Origin of the sequence: Sphingobium sp. SJ10-10 (assembly GCF_036038995.2) — a bacterium.
Lineage (GTDB): Bacteria > Pseudomonadota > Alphaproteobacteria > Sphingomonadales > Sphingomonadaceae > Sphingobium.
Genome location: NZ_CP158132.1, coordinates 2,333,036 through 2,355,228, shown reverse-complemented (window position 1 = coordinate 2,355,228; position 22,193 = coordinate 2,333,036). Strand labels below are relative to the sequence as shown.

Annotated in this window: 20 protein-coding genes; 2 read left to right on the top strand and 18 right to left on the bottom strand. The window is 62.6% G+C overall.

Annotated elements, in window-relative coordinates:
* Positions 1-52 precede the first annotated feature (52 nt).
* Complete coding sequence (locus VVT58_RS11425; RefSeq protein WP_327753081.1) at positions 53-3,241, top strand: hypothetical protein; 3,189 nt, start codon at positions 53-55, stop codon at positions 3,239-3,241.
* Between the two features lie 110 nt (positions 3,242-3,351).
* On the opposite strand, the gene istB is transcribed toward VVT58_RS11425, so the two are convergent.
* From istB to VVT58_RS11380, 9 genes are all read right to left on the bottom strand, one after another.
* Complete coding sequence (istB, locus tag VVT58_RS11420) at positions 3,352-4,080, bottom strand: IS21-like element helper ATPase IstB (RefSeq protein WP_031304487.1); 729 nt, start codon at positions 4,078-4,080, stop codon at positions 3,352-3,354.
* Positions 4,067-5,581, bottom strand: a complete 1,515-nt coding sequence (gene istA / locus VVT58_RS11415) for an IS21 family transposase (protein ID WP_021238707.1) — start codon at positions 5,579-5,581, stop codon at positions 4,067-4,069. Before istA ends, istB begins: the two co-directional genes overlap by 14 nt.
* 299 nt (positions 5,582-5,880) lie before the next feature.
* The gene (locus tag VVT58_RS11410; RefSeq protein ID WP_327753208.1) at positions 5,881-6,660 is read right to left on the bottom strand and encodes a reverse transcriptase domain-containing protein; all 780 of its coding nucleotides are present in this window, start codon (positions 6,658-6,660) and stop codon (positions 5,881-5,883) included.
* On the bottom strand, positions 6,660-7,154 hold the full coding sequence (locus VVT58_RS11405; RefSeq protein ID WP_327753207.1) for a hypothetical protein: 495 nt from the start codon (positions 7,152-7,154) through the stop codon (positions 6,660-6,662). Before VVT58_RS11405 ends, VVT58_RS11410 begins: the two co-directional genes overlap by 1 nt.
* A gap of 838 nt (positions 7,155-7,992) precedes the next feature.
* Entirely contained in the window at positions 7,993-8,445 is a 453-nt protein-coding gene (locus VVT58_RS11400) for a cyclophilin-like fold protein (protein ID WP_327753206.1), read from the bottom strand.
* Positions 8,446-8,591: 146 nt separating this feature from the next.
* On the bottom strand, positions 8,592-8,852 hold the full coding sequence (locus VVT58_RS11395; protein WP_327753205.1) for a hypothetical protein: 261 nt from the start codon (positions 8,850-8,852) through the stop codon (positions 8,592-8,594).
* Between the two features lie 74 nt (positions 8,853-8,926).
* Complete coding sequence (dmpG, locus tag VVT58_RS11390; protein WP_327753204.1) at positions 8,927-9,946, bottom strand: 4-hydroxy-2-oxovalerate aldolase; 1,020 nt, start codon at positions 9,944-9,946, stop codon at positions 8,927-8,929.
* Entirely contained in the window at positions 9,943-10,875 is a 933-nt protein-coding gene (locus tag VVT58_RS11385) for an acetaldehyde dehydrogenase (acetylating) (protein ID WP_327753211.1), read from the bottom strand. Before VVT58_RS11385 ends, dmpG begins: the two co-directional genes overlap by 4 nt.
* A 2-nt stretch (positions 10,876-10,877) precedes the next feature.
* A complete protein-coding gene (locus VVT58_RS11380; protein WP_327753203.1) occupies positions 10,878-11,663 on the bottom strand; it encodes a fumarylacetoacetate hydrolase family protein in 786 nt (261 codons plus the stop codon).
* An 86-nt stretch (positions 11,664-11,749) separates the two neighbouring features.
* On the opposite strand from VVT58_RS11380, the gene VVT58_RS11375 reads away from it, so the two are divergent.
* Positions 11,750-12,520 carry an IclR family transcriptional regulator gene (locus tag VVT58_RS11375; RefSeq protein ID WP_327753202.1) on the top strand — a complete coding sequence of 257 codons (771 nt, stop codon included), beginning with the start codon at positions 11,750-11,752 and terminating at the stop codon, positions 12,518-12,520.
* A 140-nt stretch (positions 12,521-12,660) separates the two neighbouring features.
* On the opposite strand, the gene VVT58_RS11370 is transcribed toward VVT58_RS11375, so the two are convergent.
* Genes VVT58_RS11370 through VVT58_RS11330 form a run of 9 tightly spaced genes read right to left on the bottom strand, consistent with a single transcriptional unit; the run spans position 12,661 to position 22,188 of the window.
* Complete coding sequence (locus VVT58_RS11370) at positions 12,661-13,629, bottom strand: 3-carboxyethylcatechol 2,3-dioxygenase (RefSeq protein ID WP_327753201.1); 969 nt, start codon at positions 13,627-13,629, stop codon at positions 12,661-12,663.
* 39 nt (positions 13,630-13,668) lie between these two features.
* A complete protein-coding gene (locus VVT58_RS11365; protein ID WP_327753200.1) occupies positions 13,669-14,541 on the bottom strand; it encodes an alpha/beta fold hydrolase in 873 nt (290 codons plus the stop codon).
* A gap of 35 nt (positions 14,542-14,576) precedes the next feature.
* The gene (locus tag VVT58_RS11360) at positions 14,577-15,323 is read right to left on the bottom strand and encodes an SDR family NAD(P)-dependent oxidoreductase (protein ID WP_327753199.1); all 747 of its coding nucleotides are present in this window, start codon (positions 15,321-15,323) and stop codon (positions 14,577-14,579) included.
* A gap of 15 nt (positions 15,324-15,338) precedes the next feature.
* Positions 15,339-16,733, bottom strand: coding sequence for an amidase (locus tag VVT58_RS11355; protein WP_327753198.1), 1,395 nt, complete (start codon positions 16,731-16,733; stop codon positions 15,339-15,341).
* A gap of 60 nt (positions 16,734-16,793) precedes the next feature.
* Positions 16,794-17,321, bottom strand: coding sequence for a cupin domain-containing protein (locus VVT58_RS11350; protein WP_327753197.1), 528 nt, complete (start codon positions 17,319-17,321; stop codon positions 16,794-16,796).
* A 26-nt stretch (positions 17,322-17,347) separates the two neighbouring features.
* On the bottom strand, positions 17,348-18,451 hold the full coding sequence (locus VVT58_RS11345) for an alcohol dehydrogenase catalytic domain-containing protein (protein ID WP_327753196.1): 1,104 nt from the start codon (positions 18,449-18,451) through the stop codon (positions 17,348-17,350).
* Positions 18,452-18,475: 24 nt separating this feature from the next.
* Positions 18,476-19,804 carry an acetylornithine deacetylase gene (locus VVT58_RS11340; RefSeq protein WP_327753195.1) on the bottom strand — a complete coding sequence of 443 codons (1,329 nt, stop codon included), beginning with the start codon at positions 19,802-19,804 and terminating at the stop codon, positions 18,476-18,478.
* Complete coding sequence (locus VVT58_RS11335; RefSeq protein ID WP_327753194.1) at positions 19,801-20,838, bottom strand: ring-hydroxylating dioxygenase ferredoxin reductase family protein; 1,038 nt, start codon at positions 20,836-20,838, stop codon at positions 19,801-19,803. Before VVT58_RS11335 ends, VVT58_RS11340 begins: the two co-directional genes overlap by 4 nt.
* 3 nt (positions 20,839-20,841) lie before the next feature.
* On the bottom strand, positions 20,842-22,188 hold the full coding sequence (locus tag VVT58_RS11330; protein WP_327753193.1) for a Rieske 2Fe-2S domain-containing protein: 1,347 nt from the start codon (positions 22,186-22,188) through the stop codon (positions 20,842-20,844).
* Between the last annotated feature and the right edge of the window lie 5 nt (positions 22,189-22,193).

Below are 22,193 nucleotides of genomic sequence, written 5' to 3'. Positions count from 1 at the left end.
AGCTCGACGGAGCGAGTGACGTTAGCTGAACGCCACAAAATGGGGGACTGAATTGCTAGACGCAGAGTTCAAGGCTTGGCTCGCCGCGCGAGGAGCAAATACCGAAACCGGACGCAGCACTCGAGCGCATGCAGTTCGGACAATCGAGAACAATCTTGCTGCGCTTGGTTCGCCCTATGGAGATCTTGCTGAGGCATGGCACGCAGATAAATTCATCCATCTTCGTCAGCATCTGCAGGCAATGCAGGCCGATTTTCATAACGGCGGCACTGACTTTAAGATACTCATGCCGCAGTCTGAAAAGCCGTTGAATAGGCTGGCTAGCTGGCGCTCCTGGCTCGGCCAATATGGTCAGTTTCTAGAAGGCGAGGCTTTGAGCGACCGCGACGCTGACGCCATCCGACTGCACGTGCTTGAAACCTACGTTGAGCCAGCACGTGAGCGCGACGAGGATAGCGTTGAAGTTCTGGTGCGCGACGTTAACGCAGCGCTAGGCCTGAAGGAGGCTTGGCCCAATATCTGCCAGGCTCTTGCCGGACGTAAGTTTCGCGAGATGGCGGATGTGAGGCTTGCTGAGCGTGTCGGAGCGAATATTAGCCCTGCTACGATCCTCCGTTTTGATCTGGTGGCAAACGAAGGCGACGTCGAGGGAGAACTGCGCAAGCGATACGGCATCCCGATCGTGGATACCGCGAAGATGCTGGCATTCGCTCTGCCCGACGGACGTCAGCTTGCGTGGGAGCGTACGGTTTCGATACCGCAAATCTGGATCGAAGATAGCGCGGATCGAGAGTCTTGCCCCCTTCCGCTCCACCGCACTTATGTTGCCACGCAAGCGCGACATTCCAATCTGCCGCCTCGGCTGAAGCATAGGGCAGCAAATGGGCATAGGGCTCGGCCCGTTCTGATCGTTCGGCCAACGGATGCGTCCAATCTTGCTGAGCTCTTGGACTGGTATGAGGATGCCGCCCCTTATGTAGATCGTGACTGGCTAGATCGTTTGCGCCGTGCGTTTCTGGAGCGTCATCCAGAATTTGTGAGCTTCGAAGAGGGCGCCACTTACACGTCCAGTGAAGGGCGTATGCGTCGTGATCTGGTCGCACACGTACAGGCTCTTGTTGGGCAGATAAGCGGCGGCACTCAAGATGGTCCATCCTTGGGCGCAGCGCTGCTCGACCTGCTTGTAGGTAAAGCCAGCGTACCATGCGAACTGCTCGACTGGCGCGTTATCAATCTGGTCCAAACCATGCGAGGCGATAACCCGGGCGTGGTGGAGCAAGCGGCTGAGGATCTCTTTCGATCGGACGACGACGTTGCCGGCGTGATCTCTTTCGTTTCGACTATCTGGCCCTTGATGCTGCCTCACGCGCAAGCGAACCCATACGCGGAGAGCCGGACAATATCGACAATGGTTCGAGCGTTGGTCGCTCCTGAAGGGATGTTTGGCATCCGCTCCACGCCCACCGACAACGCATGTTGGATGTTGAGCGGCAGCCCCGCATTTCAAGCAAATCCGCTAACCGAAGGCGAGTTGGTCAATGTGATGCGCCTCGTTCGAACGGTAGAGCGGATCATGCGCGACGAATGGCAATGGGCGCCTCGCGATCTCTGGGATGTGCAAGGCTTCATCTGGGAAACCTGTCAGGAGCGATTGCCCGATTTTGGGCCGGAGACGAGCGCGCTGATCGATCACACACGCATTTGGCTCGTCACCTCTCGCGATGGAGACGAAGATGGGTTCGCTACATTCGTGGAGGAGGGGACATGGCACCTGCTCTACGACAGCGGCAGCAAATATAATCAAATGGTTCGCGAAATGCAGGTCGGCGATCGGATCGTCTTGCGGGATTATCTTGCGAACCAACGAAACGCCCCGTTCGAGACCAATGGCAAGCCGGTCAGTGCTATGCGCGTCAGAGCTATCGGGATCGTAACGGCGAATGATCAAGACGGCCGCCGGGTTCAGGTGGATTGGGAAATATTGGCCGAGCCGCGCCTCTGGTGGCTCTATACCAACAACGACACTGTTTGGCGCCTTCGACCTGAGCGCGACGCCGCGCGTAAATTGGCGGCGTTCATTTTCGACGGCGAAGCGCAAGATATCGACTGGTTTCTAAATTCACCTTTTTGGCGTGATCGCCTCAATGCATCACAGGATGAAGAATTCATGCTCAATCCGACCAACCTCATTCTCTACGGCCCCCCGGGGACGGGCAAGACCTACTCCACGGCGCGGGAAGCTGTGCGCTTGTGTGATGGTTCTGTTGATTTTTCCGAAACTCCCGAAGGCCGGACAGCCCTCATGGCACGTTATCGCGAGCTTGAGTTGGAGAAGCGCATTGCGTTCGTCACCTTCCATCAGGCCTACGATTACGAGAATTTCGTAGAAGGATTGCGGCCGGCCGACGACGCTGAAGAACAAGGCGCCGGGTTCCGGCTGAAGGCATACCCCGGCATTTTGCGTGAAATTTGCGCGCTCGCTGAACATGCTCGCAAGAAGGCGGAAGCAGGTGAGTCAGGTTCAGCAATCGATCTTTCCACCTGTCACTTCTGGAAAATGGGCTTGGGTGCCATTCGGCAGGAAGAAGACGTTTACGAGGCGGCGCTAAAGGACGGATATATCGCTCTCGGCTGGGGGAGAGCCGAGGATTGGAGCGATGATCGCTTCTCGACGGTCGAGGCCATCAAGTCTCACTGGTTGTCGCTCAATCCCGAAAGCCAGGAGCCCAGCAATTGGACTCAGACCCACCGCTTCCGCAACGATATGGCGATCGGTGACATCGTCATCATTCCTTTCGGTAACAGCGCATTTCGAGCAGTTGGGCAGATCCTAGGCGATTACGAGTTCATCCCTGAAGCTGAAGGCTATTTCGCCCACCGTCGCAAGGTGAAATGGCTGATGACATCTGATGATCCGCTTCCACTTGACGCTATCATCGATGGCAATTTCACTATGCGCACTGTTTACGAGATACCTCGTAGGCGCATCAACATTCCAGCGCTGAGCCGTCTGCTTACAGCTGACGAGGAACCTCGCGAGGGACAGGATAATTCCACTAAACCAGACGAGTTCGTCTTGGTGATCGATGAGATCAATCGGGCTAACATCTCCAAAGTTTTCGGAGAACTGATCACGCTTCTGGAGCCAGACAAGCGTCTCGGAATGCCTAACGTGTCAAACGGCGTTCAAAAGGGACCCCCGATCGGCGTCGAAGAGGGACCCCCTTTTCAGATAATATGATGCTGGTTTGTTGAAGATGGCCTTGCGCTGCGTGCGGCGGAGGGCGGGCGTAGCCCGACCGGAGGCGCGCGCAGCGCAAGATAGATTTTTGAAGGCGCCGAAGGTGGCTGTCAGCTGCGGTTTTTGAAGCGCCAGCTGTCGTTGCCCGTCTCGACGATATCGCAGTGGTGGGTGACGCGGTCGAGCAGCGCCGTGGTCATCTTGGGATCGCCGAACACGGTCGGCCATTCGCCGAAGGCGAGGTTCGTGGTGATGATGACGCTGGTCCGCTCATAAAGCTTGCTGATGAGGTGGAACAGCAACTGCCCTCCCGAGCGGGCGAACGGCAGATAACCGAGCTCGTCGAGAACGATCAGGTCGAGCCGCGACAGCTGCGCCGCCAGGGTCCCGCCTTTGCCGATCCGGGTCTCCTCTTCGAGGCGTGTCACCAGATCGACGGTGTTGAAGTAGCGGGCGCGAGCGCCCCTTCGCACGACATTGGCGGTGATCGCGATGGCGAGGTGGGTCTTGCCTGTCCCCGTGCCGCCGACCAGCACGATATTGCGGCGAGGCGGGAGGAAGGAGCCATCGTGAAGGGAGCGGATCATCTCCTCATTGATCGGTGTGCCCTCGAAGCTGAACCGCTCCAGGTCCTTCACCACGGGCAGCCTCGCAGCCGTCATCCGATAGCGGATGGAGGCTGCATCCCGGTGGGTCGCCTCAGCACGGAGCAGGTCGGTCAGTATCTCCATGGTGGTGCGCTTGCGCTGGAGGCCGGTGGTGACCGCCTCGTCGAACGCCGCCGCCATGCCCTTGAGTCCGAGGCCGCGCATCGTGTCGATCATATCATGCCGCTGCATCATAGCCTCGCAGCAGATCATAGCGGGCACAGTCGGCGAGCGGAGGATGCTGCAGCATCCGGTCTTCCGAAGTGACGATGCTGTGGGGTGTCGCCGGCTCGCGGCGCCGGGAGAGGATGTTGAGGATCAGCTCGTCGCTGGCCGTTCCGTTCGCCAACGCTTCGCGCACGGCAGCCTCTACCGGCTCCAGGCCATCGGTGAGCACCGCCGAGAGGACCCGCACGAACCTGCGATCGGCCTCGTCCCCGGTGCCGAGCCTTCGCCGTAATCGGTGCAGGGCGGGCGGCAGATCCCAGTCCTGGAACGGTGCGCCGTTACGCAGCGCGCCGGGCTTGTGCGCGAGGACCGGCAGATAATGCCAGGGATCGTATATCGTGCGGTTCCGACCGAAGTGGCGCTCATGCTCCCCGACGATCGCATCGCCGCAGCGTATGACGATGCGATCGGCATAGGAGCGCACCTGAACGGTCCGGCGTGCGGCCGTCGACATGACCGAGTAGCGGTTGCGATCGAAGCTGATGAGGCAGGTGCCGGTGACGGCATGCTCGCTCTCATGGAAGCCGTCGAACGGTGCCAGGATCGGCTGCAGGGCCGGTCGCTCCATATCCAGCGCCTCGGCGACGGTAATATCCCCGCGTTCGGGATGGGCATGATGCTCGGCCCAGCGCCGGCACTCGGCCTCCAGCCACCCGTTGAGCTCGGCCAGGCTGGCGAACCGGAGCCGCGGCTGGAAGAAGCGGCCTCGGATTGTCTGGACCTGCTGCTCGACCTGGCCCTTCTCCCATCCCGCCGCCGGCGAGCAGGCGGTCGGCTCGACCATGTAATGATCGGTCATGATCAGGAAGCGGCGGTTGAACACACGCTCCTTGCCGGTGAACACGGCCGTCACCGCCGTCTTCATATTATCGTAGATACCGCGTCGCGGCACACCGCCGAAGAACGCGAACGCCCGGGCATGGGCATCGAACAGCATCTCCTGGCCCTCGCGCGGATAGGCCCGGACATAGGGTGCGCGCGAGTCGCAGAGACGCATATGCGCCACCTTCACCCGCATCGGCTTGCCGGCGATCTCCACATCCTCGTGGCTCCAGTCGAACTGGTAGGCCTCACCCGGCTGGAAGGTCATCGGGATGAACGCCGGTGCGCCTTCGCCAGCATCCTTCCGCCGCGCAGCACGCCAGCGCGCCGCATAGCGGCGCACCGCATCATAGGATCCATCGAACCCCTCGCGCACCAGCAGGTCATGGATACGCGTCATCCGTAGCCGATCGCGGCGGCCGCGACCTTCGTTCTCCTCAAGCAGCGCATCGAGACGATCCTGATAAGGACCGATCCGCGGCAGCGGCTGGACTTTGCGCTGATAGTTGAACGCCGCCTCCGGCGACCGGATCGCTTTGCGGACGACCTTCCGCGACAAACGAAGGTCACGAGCGATCGCCTTGATCGCCTTACCCGCTGCATGCTCACGCCGAATCCGAACCACTGTCTCCACGATCAACATCCCGTTCTCGCCAACTGATCAAAACCAGTCGGCCGACTAAATCCCCGGGATGAAGGGGTCCTTTTTGCACGCCGATCACCCCACGAAGGGGGTGCCTATTGCACGCTGATCCTCACTCGGAACCGGGTCTTGGAGGCAAGCGACATTCACGCGTCGTCGCTTACCGGTAGAGTCAGGAAGTGGCGCGGTGTCGTGCGGCGCGCCTGTGGGGCTTGCCAGACGATCCGTTTCCACTCCCTGCTCATCGAACCGGACATGCAGATCTCCCGCATCCGGCTCTCGGACAAGACATCACGCCTTCACCCACGGCGAGCTGCGGCCAAGTCCGCCAGACGCACGAGGCCGAAGCGCTCGTAGAGCTCGGGGGTGTGATAGGCTCCCTCTCGCCGTCGTCTGGTTTTGTATTTGGCGCGCAGCCACCGACGCAATCGCACCGCTGTGTAGCTGTCGACGGCCCGGTATGCCCTGCTCGTGGTGCCGACCGAGAAGTAGTTGGCCCATCCGCGCAGCACCCGGTTCATCTTGGCCACCAGATATGTGGTATCCTGCCAAGTACCTGCCCGGTCTGTGAGAGTGTGGATCGTGTCGACCACCCTCTGGATGCTCTTCTTTGATGGCCGGTAGCCCATGTAGGCTTTGCCGGTTGTCGCGGAGTACATCCGACCGAACGTATATCCCAGAAAGTCGAACATCTCGTCCGGCACCTTGCAGATGCGTGTCTTTTCCTCGTTCACCGTCAGCTTCAGCTTCTCCATGAGCCCGCGCATCTGATCGAGCGCGGCTTCCGCGTTGCCCTTCGCACACAGGATCACGAGATCGTCGGCATAGGTGATGAGCCGCGAGCCGAGGCGTTTCCCAAGGCCGAGCTTCCGCCATCCCAGCACGAACCGGCGCATGTAGAGATTCGCAAGCAGCGGTGAGATGGGTGAACCTTGCGGAATCCCGCGCCGCTGATCCTGGGCCTGCGTCGTGCGCTTCTTCCGGCCCTTGTCGTCCGTTTCCTCGACAGCACATTCCAACCAGGATTTGATCAGATGCAGCACGCGCGGATCGACGATCCGGCGCGATACTGATTTCATCAGCTCAAGGTGGGGATGCTGCCAAAGTAGTCGGCAAGGTCGGCGTCTACGACATCCGGTCGGCCCCGGAACAGCTGCTCCTCCACCTCGACCACGGCCTGCTGGGCATTGCGCCCGGCTCGATAGGCATAGATTTCCGGTGGAAGGTCGGCTTCGAAGATCGGCTCTAGCACCAGCATTGCTGCTGTCATGCAGACCCGATCCCGCACGGTGGAAATGCCCAGCGGCCTGAGTTTGCCGTTGGCTTTTGGTATGTAGACACGTCTGATCCGTTCCGGTCGGTACGTCTCCTCCCTGAGCGCAAGCGCCAGTTCCGCCAGCCACCGCTCGGCGCCATATTCCTCGATATCCGCAAAGTCCTGTCCATCCACACCCGGCGCGCCCTTGTTCGAGCGACACTGGGCGTAGGCATGGGCCAGAATGTCATCGCGGCTGATCTTGTCGTACAGCGCATAGAAACGATAGCCGGTTTCTGCCTTCGCTTTCGCGTGCAACGCCTTCTGCAGTTTCTGGACGGTTTTCAGAGTTGATAGGTTTCCCAATCTCCTGCCCCTCACCACTTGTTGCGTTCGTCTTGAACTGAGGCTCCTTCCCTCCACCGGCGTTACCCGGCTTCCTCGGTACTACGGGCCTCTCCGCCACCCCATCGCGCCCTTCCCATCCCTCGCGGGCGTCCGGTTGCCGATCCCTCGGCACGTGATGGGGCTTCCCGTGTTGCGTGCACTTTCCTTGCGTACATGCTGTCGCCACTACCCCGGTGCAGCAGACGGGCTCGAACGTCGCTCAAACTCGCCCGTCCATATCAACCTTCCCCGTAAGGGTTAACGGGTCGGCCTGCACATCGGCATTTTCGAGGATTGCTCAGCGTTCACTCATGTTACGGCCTGTACGCTCGCGGTCACCTATGTGACCGTCATCCGGGGGCTTCAGACATATCGTCACCTCCATGCCTGCCCCGGTTGCTTCCGGCTGGAGCATCGCCGGGCGGGCCTTTCACCCGCTAGAAAGTGCCGCCTTTGCACGGCGCACACCCTTCTTTGCCGCTCAGAAGCCAATTCCCGATGCTTAAGTCCGGACGTTCAGCTATATCAGCTACGGCCCTGAAAACTGGCCGATCGGCGATCGGCCGGTTCAGAGCAGGGATGCTGGGTAAGCACCCGTTTGCATGGTGTCGCCTCTCGACCAGTAGGGGTCGTTGGGCATGGATCAAACTCGGTTAGAGGCTGCCGTTCGTTAGAAGAAGGTGCGACAGCTTTGGATGCGCCATCGTCTCCGGGCCGCTGTCCAGGGCCTCGAAAACCAGCCCCCGCCGCTCGCGCCGCTGTGCTTCTATCAACGCAGCCGCAAAACCCCGTCCGCCTTCCGGGCGTTCATAGAGCTGGCGCGCGACCAACGCGCCACATCATAATAAGGCAAGCGATGCTCAATTCGCCGCTCGGCTTGACGGATTGTAACCGAAAGCGGATCTGCGCCCGCGAATTCCATCGGATCACCGTCAGGCCGGCCGAGAAGGCTCAGTCCGGGCGACTGATGTCCATCGCGATAAAAAATCGCGAGATTGCCCCATGACGCGTAGAAGGCCACGTTGCCGGCCCGCGGCGTTACCGCGTCCGGCGCGCCCTTCCGCGTCAACGGGCGCGGCAGATCCGCGATCCTCTCGCTCCCGCCATAATCCTTGAGGGTCAAAGTCAAGGGCAGCTGTGCGAGGAAGTCGCGCGCCGCAGGACCATCGTCGATATGCGCCTTCCATTTGCGGGAGTCCGCGACAATCTCGATGGTCGTCATGGTTGGTGTGTTCTCCGCTGCCCCGATCGCTGTCAAACGCGCGTTCGACGCCACAGCGTGCCCCGGCTCGGCGCGAGCCGCATCCCGTCGTGGTCAGCATTTGCAATGGACAATGCGATCCGGGCGAGATGCCGGGCCATGGTCAGCTATTCGCCCCGGCAACCTGCCGCTTCTTGCCGAACACCGATTGCTCCGCCGACCCGCGACGGGTCGGGCCGCTGGAACTGGCCGGTGATGGTGACCTTGCCGGTGAAATACTCAGCCGGGCCATCGAGGGTTTTCATGTCCGCCTTGCGGGTGGTCTCCATGATCTTCCTTCCTTGTGCTTGGGTGACGCTTGCCGGTGCGATGAGCGAAGCAAGCAGAATGCTGATGGTAAATCCGATTGCAAACAGCCGCTGGCGCAAGTGCAAATCGCTTTTGTATTGACATCGTAATTAAGGGGCATGGCAATTTCGTATTGCCATGCCCTTCCTTTTTGTTATCGGCTCATATCCAGCGCGATGTCGACGATCATATCCTCCTGCCCGCCGACCATCTTGCGCCGACCGACTTCGGTGAGGATCGAGCGGGTATCGACGCCATAATCCACCGAAGCCTTTTCCGCATGGCGCAGGAAGGAGGAATAGACCCCCGCATAGCCGAGCGTCAGCGTCTCCCGGTCGACGCGGACCGGGCGGTCCTGCAACGGACGGACCAGATCTTCCGCCGCGTCCATCAGCGCGTAGAGATCGCAGCCATGTTTCCAGCCGCAGCGGTCGGCGGCGGCGATGAACACCTCCAGCGGCGCATTGCCTGCGCCCGCGCCCATGCCGGCCAAGCTGGCGTCGACGCGCAGCGCGCCATTTTCCACCGCGATCATCGAGTTGGCGACGCCCAGCGACAGATTATGGTGCGCATGCACGCCGCGCTGCGTCTCCGGCTTCAGCACGCGATCATAGGCCTGGAGCCGCGCGGCATAGTCGTTCATGTTCATCGCGCCGCCGCTGTCGGTGACATAGACGCAGTGGGCACCATAATCTTCCATCAGCTTGGCCTGTCCGGCGAGCGATTCCGGGTCCGTCATGTGGCTCATCATCAGGAAGCCCGACACGTCCATGCCCAGATTGCGGGCCGCCTCTATATGCTGTTTCGAGACGTCGGCTTCGGTGCAATGGGTGGCGATGCGGACCGAACGGACGCCCAGGTCATAGGCGCGTTTCAGGTCATGCACCGTGCCGATGCCCGGCAACAGCAGGGTGGTGAGGACGCTATGTTCCAGCACTTCGGCCACCGCGGCGATCCAGTCCCAGTCGGTGTGCGCGCCGAAGCCATAGTTGAAGCTGGACCCTTGCAGGCCGTCGCCATGGGCGACTTCGATGGCGTCGACCTTGGCCCGGTCGAGCGCTTTCGCGATCGCCTTGACATGGTCGAGGCCATATTGGTGACGGATGGCGTGCATGCCGTCGCGCAGGGTGACGTCCTGAATATAGAGCTTTGTCTGGGTGGGATCGAAGGTCATGCTGCCATCCTTTCCGCGATACGCTCGGCAGTCCGCAGCGCGGCCGAGGTCATGATGTCGAGATTGCCCGCATAGGCAGGCAGATAATGGGCCGCGCCCTCCACTTCGAGGAAGACCGTGACCTTGAGGCCGGTGAAGTCGCCGCCCATCTCCGGGATATGCAGCGGCTTGTTGGAGCCGATATGTTCGAACTGCACTTCCTGCTTCAGGCGATAGCCGGGGACGTAGGTCTGCACTTCGGCCACCATGTCCGCGACGCTCTGGCGGATGGCGTCCTGATCGCCGTCTTCGGCGAGGCAATAGACGGTGTCGCGCATGATGAGCGGCGGTTCGGCCGGGTTGAGGATGATGATCGCCTTGCCCCGCGTGGCGCCGCCGACATCGACGATCGCCTGGCTGGTGGTTTCGGTGAACTCGTCGATATTGGCGCGGGTGCCGGGACCTGCGCTCTTGGACGAGATCGACGCGACGATCTCGCCATAATGGACCTTCGCCACGCGGTTGACGGCATGGACCATCGGAATGGTCGCCTGCCCGCCGCAGGTCACCATGTTCACATTGTCCGCGTCCAGATTTGCGAGGCCATTGACCGGCGGGATGGTGAAGGGGCCGATGGCGGCGGGCGTCAGGTCGATCACCTTCTTGCCATGGGACTGGAGCACTTCATTGTGACGCTTGTGCGCGCCCGCCGAGGTCGCGTCGAACACGATCTTGATGTCGGCGAATTCGGGCATGGCGACGAGGCCGTCAATGCCCTCCGCCGTGATGGGCACGCCCATGCGCGCGGCGCGCTTCAAGCCATCGGATTCCGGGTCGATGCCGACGAACGCGCCCATTTCCAGCGTGTCCGACAGGCGCATGATCTTGATCATCAGGTCGGTGCCGATATTGCCCGACCCGATGATGGCCGCCTTTGTCTTGGCCATGATATTCAAGCCTTTCCATAAGTGAATTGGGTTTCGCCAATGCCGCCGACGACGGCCCGGACGTGATCGCCGGGATTGAGCGCGACCATCGGGCCGAGAGCGCCCGCCAGCAGGACATCGCCCGCCTTGAGCGGTTCGCCGCGCCGGGCCAGCGTCTGCGCCAGCCATGCAGCGGCATTGAGCGGATTGCCCATCACCGCCGCGCCTGCGCCCAGCGACACGGGCGCGCCGTTGACTTCCATCACCATGCCGCAGCTGTAGAGATCGAGTCCCTCCAGCGGCTTGCCCTCCTGCGCGAGGACGAAGAAGGCCGAGGAGCCGTTGTCCGCGACGGTGTCGGCGAAGGTGATCTTCCAGTCCGCGATGCGGCTGTCGACGATTTCGATGGCGGCGTGGACGCTGGCGACGGCCTGCGCCACCATGGCGGGGGTGGTGTCGGGATCGGGCAGGTCGGCGCCGAGGATGAAGGCGATCTCCGCCTCCGCCTTGGGTTGCAGGGCCCGGGCGGGGTCGAGCGTGCCGCCGTCAGTGATCTGCATGTCGTCGAACAGGACGCCGAAGTCCGGCTGGTCGACGCCCAACTGCTGCTGCACGGCCTTGGCCGTCAGGCCCGCCTTGCGGCCGACGATGCGGCGTCCCTGCTCTTCCCAATGGCGGGTGTTGATCGTCTGAATGGCGTAAGCGCTGTCGGCATCCTGCGGTTCCAGCCCGTCGCGCATCGGGGGCACCGCACCGTCCGTATAGGCGTCCCGCAAGCGGCGGGCGAGGTCTTCATGATTGGGGGAAAGCATCGAGCCCTTGTCCTCTCTCTGTCCCCGCACTTTTACGAAAACCCGCCGCTTGGCGCCAGCCGTGCGCCCTGCTATCTTCTCACATTATGAGAGAAGGCACGCCGCAGCTCAGTTCGTTCAAGCGCACGCTCGCCATGCTGGAAGCCGTGGTGGACGATGGCGGGTCCAGCAGCGTCGCGGAAATGGCGCGCAGGCTCGACATCCCGGTGGCGACAGCGCATCGACAGATCGCGACGCTGGTGGCCGAAGATTATCTGCGACCGCTGGGCAAGGGGCGGCATGTCGCCGGGTCGCGCCTGATGAAGCTGGCGCAGCGGCTGGATGAAAAGCAACTGATCGCCAATGTCGCGGCGCCGATCCTGCACCGTCTGGCGAGCAAAGTGAGCAGCACTGTGCAGTTGGGAACGCTGGAAAATGAAATGGTCACCTATCGGATCAAGACCGGACAGGGGGCCAGTGCACTATTCACCAAGGTCGGAATGCAGTTGGAGGCCTATTGTTCGGGCATGGGCAAGGTGCTGCTAGCCCATCTGCCCGACACGGACAGGGACCATTATCTGGCGGGCGGACCATTCGTGCCTTTGACGGCGAAGACCATTACCGAACCGGCCACATTGGCCAAGGAATTGACGAAAGTACGCGAGCAAGGTTTTGCGATCGATGATGGCGAGATTGCCGATGGCCTGCTGTGCATGGCCGTCCCCATCCGCAATGCAGCGCAGGACGTCGTCGCGGCGATATCCGTCTCGCAAGCCGGCAATGACCGTAAACGCATGGCCGATGACGCGCTGCTGACGATGCTTCTACAAGCTGCGTCCGAGATAGAGACGGAAGCGAATAGCGACGCGGATCGCTAGAGTATCTCAATTGAGCGAAAACGCTCTGTTCCTCGTTGCCGCAATTTCGAACCGAATGGGCATTACACGGCCATGTCCGAAAATGCCTCAGAGTGTCCCGACACCTCGCGCATTGGACCCACCGCGTAGGCCAGACCTCTTCAATTGCCCTGCTCAGTGCTGGCGGTTTGGGACCAGGCACTCATCAGGCCCATGCCCGTGATCCATTCCGGAACGGGTTCATAGAATTCAGATGCCACTCGGTAGGAGCCACCCCGGGAAAGAGCAGCCATAGCCGCGACCCAGCAGCGCACTTCATTGGCGCCGCCCCCTCCCGCGTCGATGACCTCGCTTTCGATCCAATCATCCGCGATCTTGGTCTCGCCATTAGCCATGGCAGCCATGAAGCGCCGGTCCCATTCGGGATTGAGGTCACGCAGGCCGGTCTTCCCGCCTTTGAACGCCACTCCAGCCCGGAAGACGTTGCTCTGCCGCACTATGCGGTCGGTGAAGGATGTTGCCCCTCCCGCGATCATGCGCTCTTTCGTTTCGGGGCTTGCCGTCGCGATATTGGGAAGCGGTGGATCGTGGGACAGGCCGCCGGAACCGATGAACAGGATCCGCTCTGGCCGTCCCTTGGCCCATTCGCCCACCGCTTCACCCAGCGCGCGGGCGCGACGGAAGGGCGGGCGTGGTCCTGCCGCACAGTTGATGAAAACCGGCAGCACCGGCGGCATCCTGCCTCCGCTTTCGCTGGCCAGCAGTTCGAGCGGCTGGGTTGCGCCATGATCGACCAGCATGTCGAACGACAGTGCGACGTCCACGCCCTGCTCCAGCACCGAGGCCGTGAGGGAAAGCGCGGCTTCCTCATCGACCGGCAGTTCCCCCGGCACCGACCCATAGTCGCCCAAAGACCTTGCCCGCGCACCGATGCAGAAGGGCGGCAGGATATTATACTGAAACCCGTTCATATGGTCGGGATAGAAGGCGACGATCAGGTTCGGCTGCATCGCATCGAAGGCCCGTGCCGCTTCCTGCACGGCGGCTTTGAAACGCCCTTCCGTTTCCGCTCCGGCGCGGTTGCGATCCATGAGCGGCGAATGACTCATGCAGATGGAACCGATGATCATATCCTCAATCCTTTTAGGCGCTTTTCTCGTTTTGGAAGATCAGTGACGCAGGAAGTCCAGCACCATCCGGTTGAATTCATCGGCATGCTCCCACTGCGCCCAATGGCCGCACTGGTTGAAGATGTGCAGCCGGGAATTGGGAATCCCCGCGACCAGGCGCAGACCGCCATCCATCGGCACCACCCGGTCCTGACGTCCCCAGACGATCAGCGTCGAGGCAGCCAGCGAAGGCAGGCGAGGGCCGAAATCGGGGAACTGGCGTGGATTGAGGTCAGATGACTTGACGAAATTCTCCAGATGATCCTTCCGATTCAGCATATTGGCCAGACGCGCTTCAAGCAGGTCGTCTGTCAGGACCGAGGCGTCGAATACGAAGACTTCGTTGAAGCGCTTGAGATTTTCGATCGTGGGATTGCTGTACAGGCCATTGAGCAGCTTGATCCCCTCTGTCGGCATCGGCGCGAACAGGCTCATGCCGCCGGTTCCGCCGCCCATCAGGACCAGCTTGCCGGTCTGCTCGGGATAGGTGAGGCCGAACGCCACGGCGGTATGCCCGCCCATGGAATTGCCCAATATGTGAATGCGGCCGATGCCCAGCGCGTCGATCACACCCTTGACGATGCGGGCGTTAAGGTCCGACCGTGATCCGCTGTTGACGATGCTGTTGCTCTTGCCCCAGCCGGGAAGGTCGATCAGCAGCACGCGAAATCCGGCCTCTACCAACGGGTCGAGATTGCGATGGAAATTCGCCCAGCCGCTGGCGCCCGGCCCGGAACCATGCAGCATCACGACGACCTCGGCGCCCTTTTCCAGATCATGGGCGCCCAGATCGTTATAGTGGATGTTGAGGTCGCGATCGCCTTCCCGCACGGTGACGAAACGGCTGGAGCTTTCTTCGCTGATGGTCATCATGATGTTCCTGTTCCAGAATAGGGGTATTGGCGACGTCAGCCGCAGGACATGCCGCCGTCGACCGACAGCACTGCACCGGTGACATAGGCCGCGCGCGGGGACATGAGCCAAAGCACAGCCTCGGCCACCTCGGCCGGTTGCCCGATGCGGCCCACCGGCACGATATCGTCCATCGCATGAGCGTCGCCGCCCGTGACCTTGAGGAAATTGGGTGTGTGTGTGCCACCGGGGCAGACTGCGTTGACCCGGACCCTTGTTTTCGCGCCGTCCAGCGCCACCGCCTTGGTCAGGCCGACGACCGCGAATTTGCTGGCGACATAATGGGACAGGCCGGGCATCGCCTTCAACCCGAAGATCGACGCATTATTGACGATGACGCCGCCACCGCCGGCCGCCATCGCCTCGAACTGATATTTCACGCCCCAATAGGTCGCCTTGAAATTCAGGTCGATCACCCATTCGGCTTCCTCTTCGGGAATCTGATGGATCGGCTTGAAATCGGCATGGCCGCCCGCATTGTTGAAGGCCAGGTCGAGACGACCGAAGCGACGCACCGCCTCCGCCACCGCAGCCTGAATCTCTTCGCGGACCGAGACGTCGGCGCTGTGGGCGAAGGCCTTGCCGCCCAGCGCCTCTATCTCGTTGCAGACCTCCTCCAACGGGGCGAGCCGCCGCCCGACCAGCAGCAGCGTCGCGCCTTCCCGCGCCATGGCGAGCGCCGCCGCGCGTCCCATGCCCGATCCGCCGCCGGTGACGATGCCATATTTGCCGCTCAATTCCACGCCATGTCTCTCCTGTCAGTCGATCGGGTGGCGCAGATGCCAGTCCGTTTCGCGCTGGAAGGCCATCGCGGCGCGCAACAGCACATCCTCCCGCCCGCGTGCGGCGACCAGCTGGAAGCCCAGCGGCGCACCAGCCGAGGTGGGACGGCAGGGCAGACAAAGCGCGGGCTGTCCGCCCAGATTGAACGGCGCGGTGAAGGAGATCAGCCGCGTATTGGCATCGGGGTCTTCGGCCAGCGCGCCCAGCCGGTCCAGTGTCGGCGCAGCATAAGGCAGGACGGGCAGGATCAGCATGTCGACATCGGCCAACAGCGCATCCAGACGGCCGCGCAGGTCCATGCGGATCAACCGTGGCTTCTGATAATCCATGGCGGACGCATCCCGGCCCAGGCCGATCAGACGGCTGAGCGCCACGCCATAGTCGTCCGCGCGCGCCGGATAGGTCGCTGCATGGGCCAGCGCCGCCTCCACCCCGGCCAGCAACTCCCATTGCGCCGCGCCCGACAGCATGTCGGGCAGGGCGACCTCCCGCACGCTGCCTCCCAGGCCTGCGAAAACCGATACAGCCTCCCCGATCGCGGTGCCCAGTTCGGCGTCGCATCCCGCCAGCGCGAGCGGCGCATGGCCAATCCTGACGCCACCAAGGTCGATGGCCGCCTCCCCATCGAGAGGGTCTGGCCGACCTGGCCAGCTTGTCGGATCGGCCGGATCATGTCCGGCGATAATCGCGTAGAGCAGCGCTACGTCCCAGGCGCTGCGCGCCATCGGCCCGACATGATCGAGGCTGGCAGCCAGTTCGAACGCGCCATGGCGGCTGACTCGGCCCCAACTCGGCTTCAAGCCGGTCAGCCCGTTGGCGACGCCGGGGAAGCGGATAGAGCCACCCGTGTCCGATCCCAGCGATGCGAAGCTCAACCCGGCGGCCACAGCCACGCCCGAACCGCTTGACGACGCGCCGGTCCACAATGCCTCCCCCCAGGGATTGACCGGGGGCTCGACCGCGGGGTGGTGCATCGCAAAGGCGCCCTCCGTCATCTGGAGCTTGCCGAAAATGACCGCGCCCGCCTCCCGCAGCCTGCGCACCACGGTCGCATCCTCGGTTGGACGGAAATCCCGATGGATGGTCATGCCCGCTGCCGTCGGCATGTCGGACGTCCAGAACAAATCCTTCACCGCGATGGGAATGCCGGTCAGCGCCCCGCCCGCGCCCCGCGCCAGCAGGCTGTCGGCTACCCGCGCCTTTTCCATCGCGCCATCTGCATCGAGAAAGGCGAAGCCATGCAGCCGGGGATCGAGGCGACCGATCCTCTCCAGCATATGGGCCATCAGTTCGACGGCGGAAATCTTCCGCCGCCGCAACATGCCGCCAATCGTCGCCAGATCGGCATAATGAAGGTCGTTTCGGATCATCTGACTCTGGTTTCCGATGTCATCAAAGAGCGGGCGGAGCATGGCGCCCCGCCCCAGCGCCTATTCGCCGCCGATCAGGATCGAGGCCATGCGGGCGGGCTTGTCGCTCAGATTGCGCCACGCATGGTGGGTGCCGTTCTGGATCACCACGTCCCCGGCCTTTAGATGGGTGAGTTCCCCATCATCCAGTTCCATCCACAATTCCCCTTCCAATATGATGTCGTAATCGACGGTCCGGGTCTTGTGCATGCCCGAACCATCGGCATCGAAGGTTTCGGCAAGACCGGGCAGGAACTGCATCTGTTCCGCCCCGGCCGCCACGGGATCGAAATCAGCTGACGTCATCACGCTGTCCGGCGGGAACTGGACGATGATGAGGGCGGATCCATGCGGCGTCGGCAGCATCGACGTCACCTTGGCCACCGGGTCATTCCCGTCGAAGGGCAGGGCCGGAACGGCCGGAGCCGCCCAAGCCAGCGTCGTCTGAAACCCCGGCACCGCCGCGAAATCATGGGTGTTGGCGACCGGGCCGTCGGACAGGACATAGGATTTGCCATCCCGTTCCGCCGTGACGATGCGTCTTACCATTGGCTTTCTCCTTGGCTCGTGTGGGTTCAGGGTTTGACGACGACGTTGACGAAACCGCCGACCCGCTTTTCGGCGGTGGCCAGCGCCTCGTTCGCCTGATCGAGGGAGAAGAGGCGATGCTCGAACACCGACAGGTCCAGCGTCCCCGCCGCCGCCATCGCCGCCATGTCCTGCCCTTCGGCCACGGTGAACCACAGCGACCCGATCAGGCTGACCTGCGCGCACATCAGCTGGTGCATATTGAGGGACATGGGCGCGTTCATGCCGCCCACATCGACCAGCCGTCCGCCGCGCCGCAGCGCTTCGATCGCGTCCATCATCACCTGGGCGGGTGCGCCCGGCCCCATGGTGTCCAGCACCGCGTCAACACCGATCCCGTCGGTCAGGCGGTGCGCCCATTCGCCCACCGGCTCCTCGCCGGAGGACAGCACGAAAATACGCGACGGGTCGATCGCCCGCACCCGCTCCAGCAATTCCTTGTTGCGCGCCACGCCCAAGATGCGGGTCGCTCCCATGGCCAGCGCCAGCAACACCGCGCCCAGACCCAGCGTGCCGCTCGCCCCGTTGATCAGCACGGTCCGCCCCGGTCCGACGCCCGCCTTGATCAGGCCGGAATAGGCGGTGCCCAGATAGCCGAAACGGGCCGCCTGCTCGAAACTCACCGCGTCGGGCAGCTTGACCAGGCCATTGGCGGGCGCGGTCGCATATTGGCTGAAGCCGCCATAGGGATAGTTGCGATAGACCTCCTTCGAGGCTGGGCCGAAGCCGAAATAGCCCTGAAAGGTGAAGGCCGTGCAGTTGATCGCGTCCAGGGATCGGCAGGCATGGCAGGAGCCGCAGGACCGGCCGGGATTGATATAGACCCTGTCGCCCGGAACGATGCCGGTCACCATCTCGCCCACCTCTTCCACGACTCCGGCGGCGTCGAGACCATAGATGGCGGGGAGTTCGGGCACTGTCAGATAAGAGCGGTCGCCATAATTGCTCATCACATTGCGCAGATTGGGGACGACGCCCGCCGCCTTGATCGCGATCGCCACGTCATGGGGGCGCGGCACCGGCCGGTCGATTTCGTCCACCTGAAAGGCGCCGCCCGGCGTATGGACACGCGCCGCGTTCATGCTGGCCATATACTTTCTCCTTGTTCGTCTGGATTATGAAAGGCCCAATTCGCTGCGCGGGCGGGTCAATGTGTCGATCAGTGCGTAGGCAATCTTCTGCGCGCAGGGCATGAGATCGGGAATATAGGTCGCGCCCATGCCGCCCAAGCCTTCGGCCAGGGGCTCGGGCGATCCGGTCGCGGGCCAGGGCCAGCCGATCCGCGCGGTCGGCACGCCATAACGCCGCAACGCCGCGCCGTCGGTCTGCCCGCCCAGCGGATCGGGTACGGGATGGGGTTGCCCTTCAATGGCTTCCCAGCCGCGCCGCGCCGACTGGATGATCCAGTTGTCGGGATCGGTGGTGCCGCCCGGAACCGAGCCGTACATTTCCCATTCCAGCTCCAGATCGGGGAAACGCGCCGACAGGTCGCGCATGAAGGCAGCAAATTGCGCTTTCACTTCCGCTGGGCTGGTGCGCGGATTGATGCGCACGTCGAAGAACAGTTCCGTCACCGCCGAAGGGAAGGACGGCCGTTCGTCGGAGCCGGAACGGATGCCCGCGATCCAGCCATGCGGCTTCACCACGCCCGACGTGTTGCGCTCGGCATAGTCGATCAGCCATTGCTCCAGTTCGGGGATGACCGTCGCCGCCGGCACGATGGAGCTGCGGAAACCGGGCGTGCCGCGCGGCACGCCGGCATAGCCGTAGCTGCCCAATATGCGCAGCTTGAACCAGCCGATGCCCGGTTCCTCATGATAGACGAAGTTCCACGGCTTCATGATGATGGCGAAATCCGCCGCAGCGCCGCGCGCCAACAGATGGTGCAGGCCGTTCGACATGCCCGCATGGTCGCGGGCGGCAATATCGACCGGCATGCCGCCATCGGCCAGACCGAAGAGCAGGTCGCCGGTCAGCGGCACCTCCGCCTCGATCAGTGCGGTCGCCACCTCGGTCAGCGTGGCGATCATCCCCTTGGGATTGGATGCGCCCAGACCATAGACCCAGTCGCCCAGCAGCTTCGCTTTGGGGTGGAGGTCGACGAAATGGGACGGGCCGACCCAGGGCTGGTCGTCCTCATTGCCCTCCAAATGCGTGTCGATGGGGCAATAGAGCATGACCGCCGCGCCGCCGCCGCTGCCCCGCTTTTCGGCGAGGACATTGCCGGTGCGCTCGTTCATCGGCATGTAGCGCGCGTTCATGCCGATCCCGCCGAGCGTCGCGGCCATGAACTGGCTGGCATCCCGCGCCGCGCCGGTCGGGCTGTGAATATCGGTCAGCGCGAAGAGCAGCCGCTTCAGCCGTTCAGGATCGAGGCGCGCAATCGTCGCATCGAGCCATGCCTGACGTTGCTCCCCGAAAGGCACTTGCACCGTGGGTTTCATGGGGTCACTCCCGTCGTTTCGCTGGGCACGAACTGTTCCGCGAAGATGTTTTCCGGTTTGACGCCCAGCGCCTCCAACCGGGCATGGGCCGCCTCGATCATCCGGGGTGGGCCGCAGAGATAGGCCACGGTGTCGGGGTCGCTGACGTCCTCCGGCAGAAGCGCATCGACCGGCGTGCCGCCAAGCAGATCGCCCGTCGCGCCCCGATCGACGGAGATACGGGACCGGAAGGTCGGCATCCATTGTTCGCGCAGCATGATCGCATCCAGGCCAAACAGCGCATCGGGATCGGTGCAGCCAAAGCTCAACAGCATGCGCGGCCTGCGGCCCGACTGTTCGCGCAGCGCATCCAGGATAGACAGCATCGGCGCGAGGCCCGTGCCGCCAGCGACCAGAATATGCGGCGCGCGCACCTTTTCCCGAAGGAAGAAGGCCCCGAACGCCCCCTCTATCTCGACCACATCGTCGGGCTTTGCCCTGTCGGTCAGCCATTCCGACATGACGCCGCCCGGCAACAGGCGAATCAGGAATTCCAGTCGCGGCAAATCCTTGGGCGTGCTGGCCGGGGAATAGCTGCGCACGGCGCCGATGCCGGGCACGCTGATCTGGAAAAACTGGCCGGGGCGGAAATCGACCCAATTGTCCGCCGCCAGTTCCAGCCGAAGGCGCACCACATTGGACGCGATCCGCTCCACCTCATCGACGAAGGCGTTAGCTTTGGTCGCCCTGACCGTCCCCGCCTCGCTGTCATAGCCCATTTCGAAGCGGCAGGCGCCGACGGCGTGGGTCTGGCACAGCAGGCGCATGCCCGCTTCATATTCGCTGCGCAGCAAGGTGGTGTGCCCAGCCGCCTGCCGGGTTTCCCCCTCGACCAGCTTTGCAATGCAACTTGAACAGCTGCCCGACCGGCATTGGTAGAGCAACGGCAGCTCAGCCGCGAGGCCGGCATCGAGTATGGTATCCCCCGCCGTCACGCTGACGGAGCGTTCCACCCCGTCAGCGAAAGCGAAGAGGACGTCAGCAGCGTCGGCCACGGGTCATTCCTCGATCTTATGGACTTTATAGCCCGGCGGTACGCCTTCCGCGAGGCGGCGCATGCGCAGGCTGGTCGTCGGAATCTTGCCGTCCACGCCACGCGGCACCTTGGCGATGCCACGGTTCCAGCGCGAGGCGAGCTTGCGCCAGGTGATCGGCGACACGTCGGTGGAAACGAGCTGCTCCTCGTCCCAGCCGCTCCCGTCGGCGTAGAAATCCTGCATCGCTTCGCGGGCGTAGATGTCGCAGTCGTTGAAGCCATTCAGCGCCAGCGGCTTGTAGAAGGTCTTGTACCGATAGTCGTAGGCCTTGCGATCCTCCTCTGTCGGACAGATCTTTACCAGCACTTCCCAATATTCATGCGTGTCGTTGGTGATCGGCACATACCATTCATACTGGACGACATGTTCTTCCGGCCAGTTCTCGACCATGAGGACACCCGGCATCACCACCGATGTGCGGTAGAAGCGTCCGTTCATCCCTTCGATCTTCAGGCCGAGCTTTTCATTTTCAAGGATCGGTGCCCATTTGTCGGTGAACAGCCACTGGACCATGCCCTTGGGGCCGTCCTCATCCTCGACCACCTCGATGCAATCCTCGGATGTCGGCACGATGCCCAGCGGCAAGGTCCAGTTCAGCGCGTGAACGATCGAGTTATCCTTGTGGACCAGGATATGCGCGTTATCGAAGCCGTTTTCGCAGGCGATGCGCCAATCGCCGAAACCGGTGCGGTGCATGCCCTTCACCACCGCATTGTCGTCGAGGATGCTCGGCGCCGCAGGCCAGAGAGGATGGGGGAAACGTTCGCTGTTTTCCGGGAAGCGGAAAGGCAGATCCTGCGCCAGCGGCGGCACGTCTTCCAGCGCGAAGTCATCTTCCCGCACGAAAACGAAGATCATGCCCGCGACTTCCTCAACCGGATAGGTGGTGAGGCCCGTCGTGCCGATCAGGGGATCATCGGGATTGGCGACGATGGTCGACAGCTTGCCGTTTTCCAGATCGAAGGTGAAGCCGTGATACCAGCAGCTGATCGTATCCTTGGTGAAGCAGGTCGGCTTGGCCGACAGGCGCACGCCGCGATGGACGCACTGGTCCTTGAGCGCATGGATCTTGCCGTTGACCCGGCGCAGCACGATCGGGATGCCGCAAATCTGGATGCCTTCGACGGCCTCCTCGGGCAATTCTTCGCTGAAAAGCGCGGGGTACCAGTGATTGATGAAGCCCCAGGCCGCGTCCTTATAGGGCTGATACTGGTTTTGCAGTCCACTGTCATTCACGCGGGCCGCCCCGGCACCGCTGTCGCCGCGAACTTCACGCCGCCGCACGATCGAACTGTCGCTCTCGCTCATTGCTC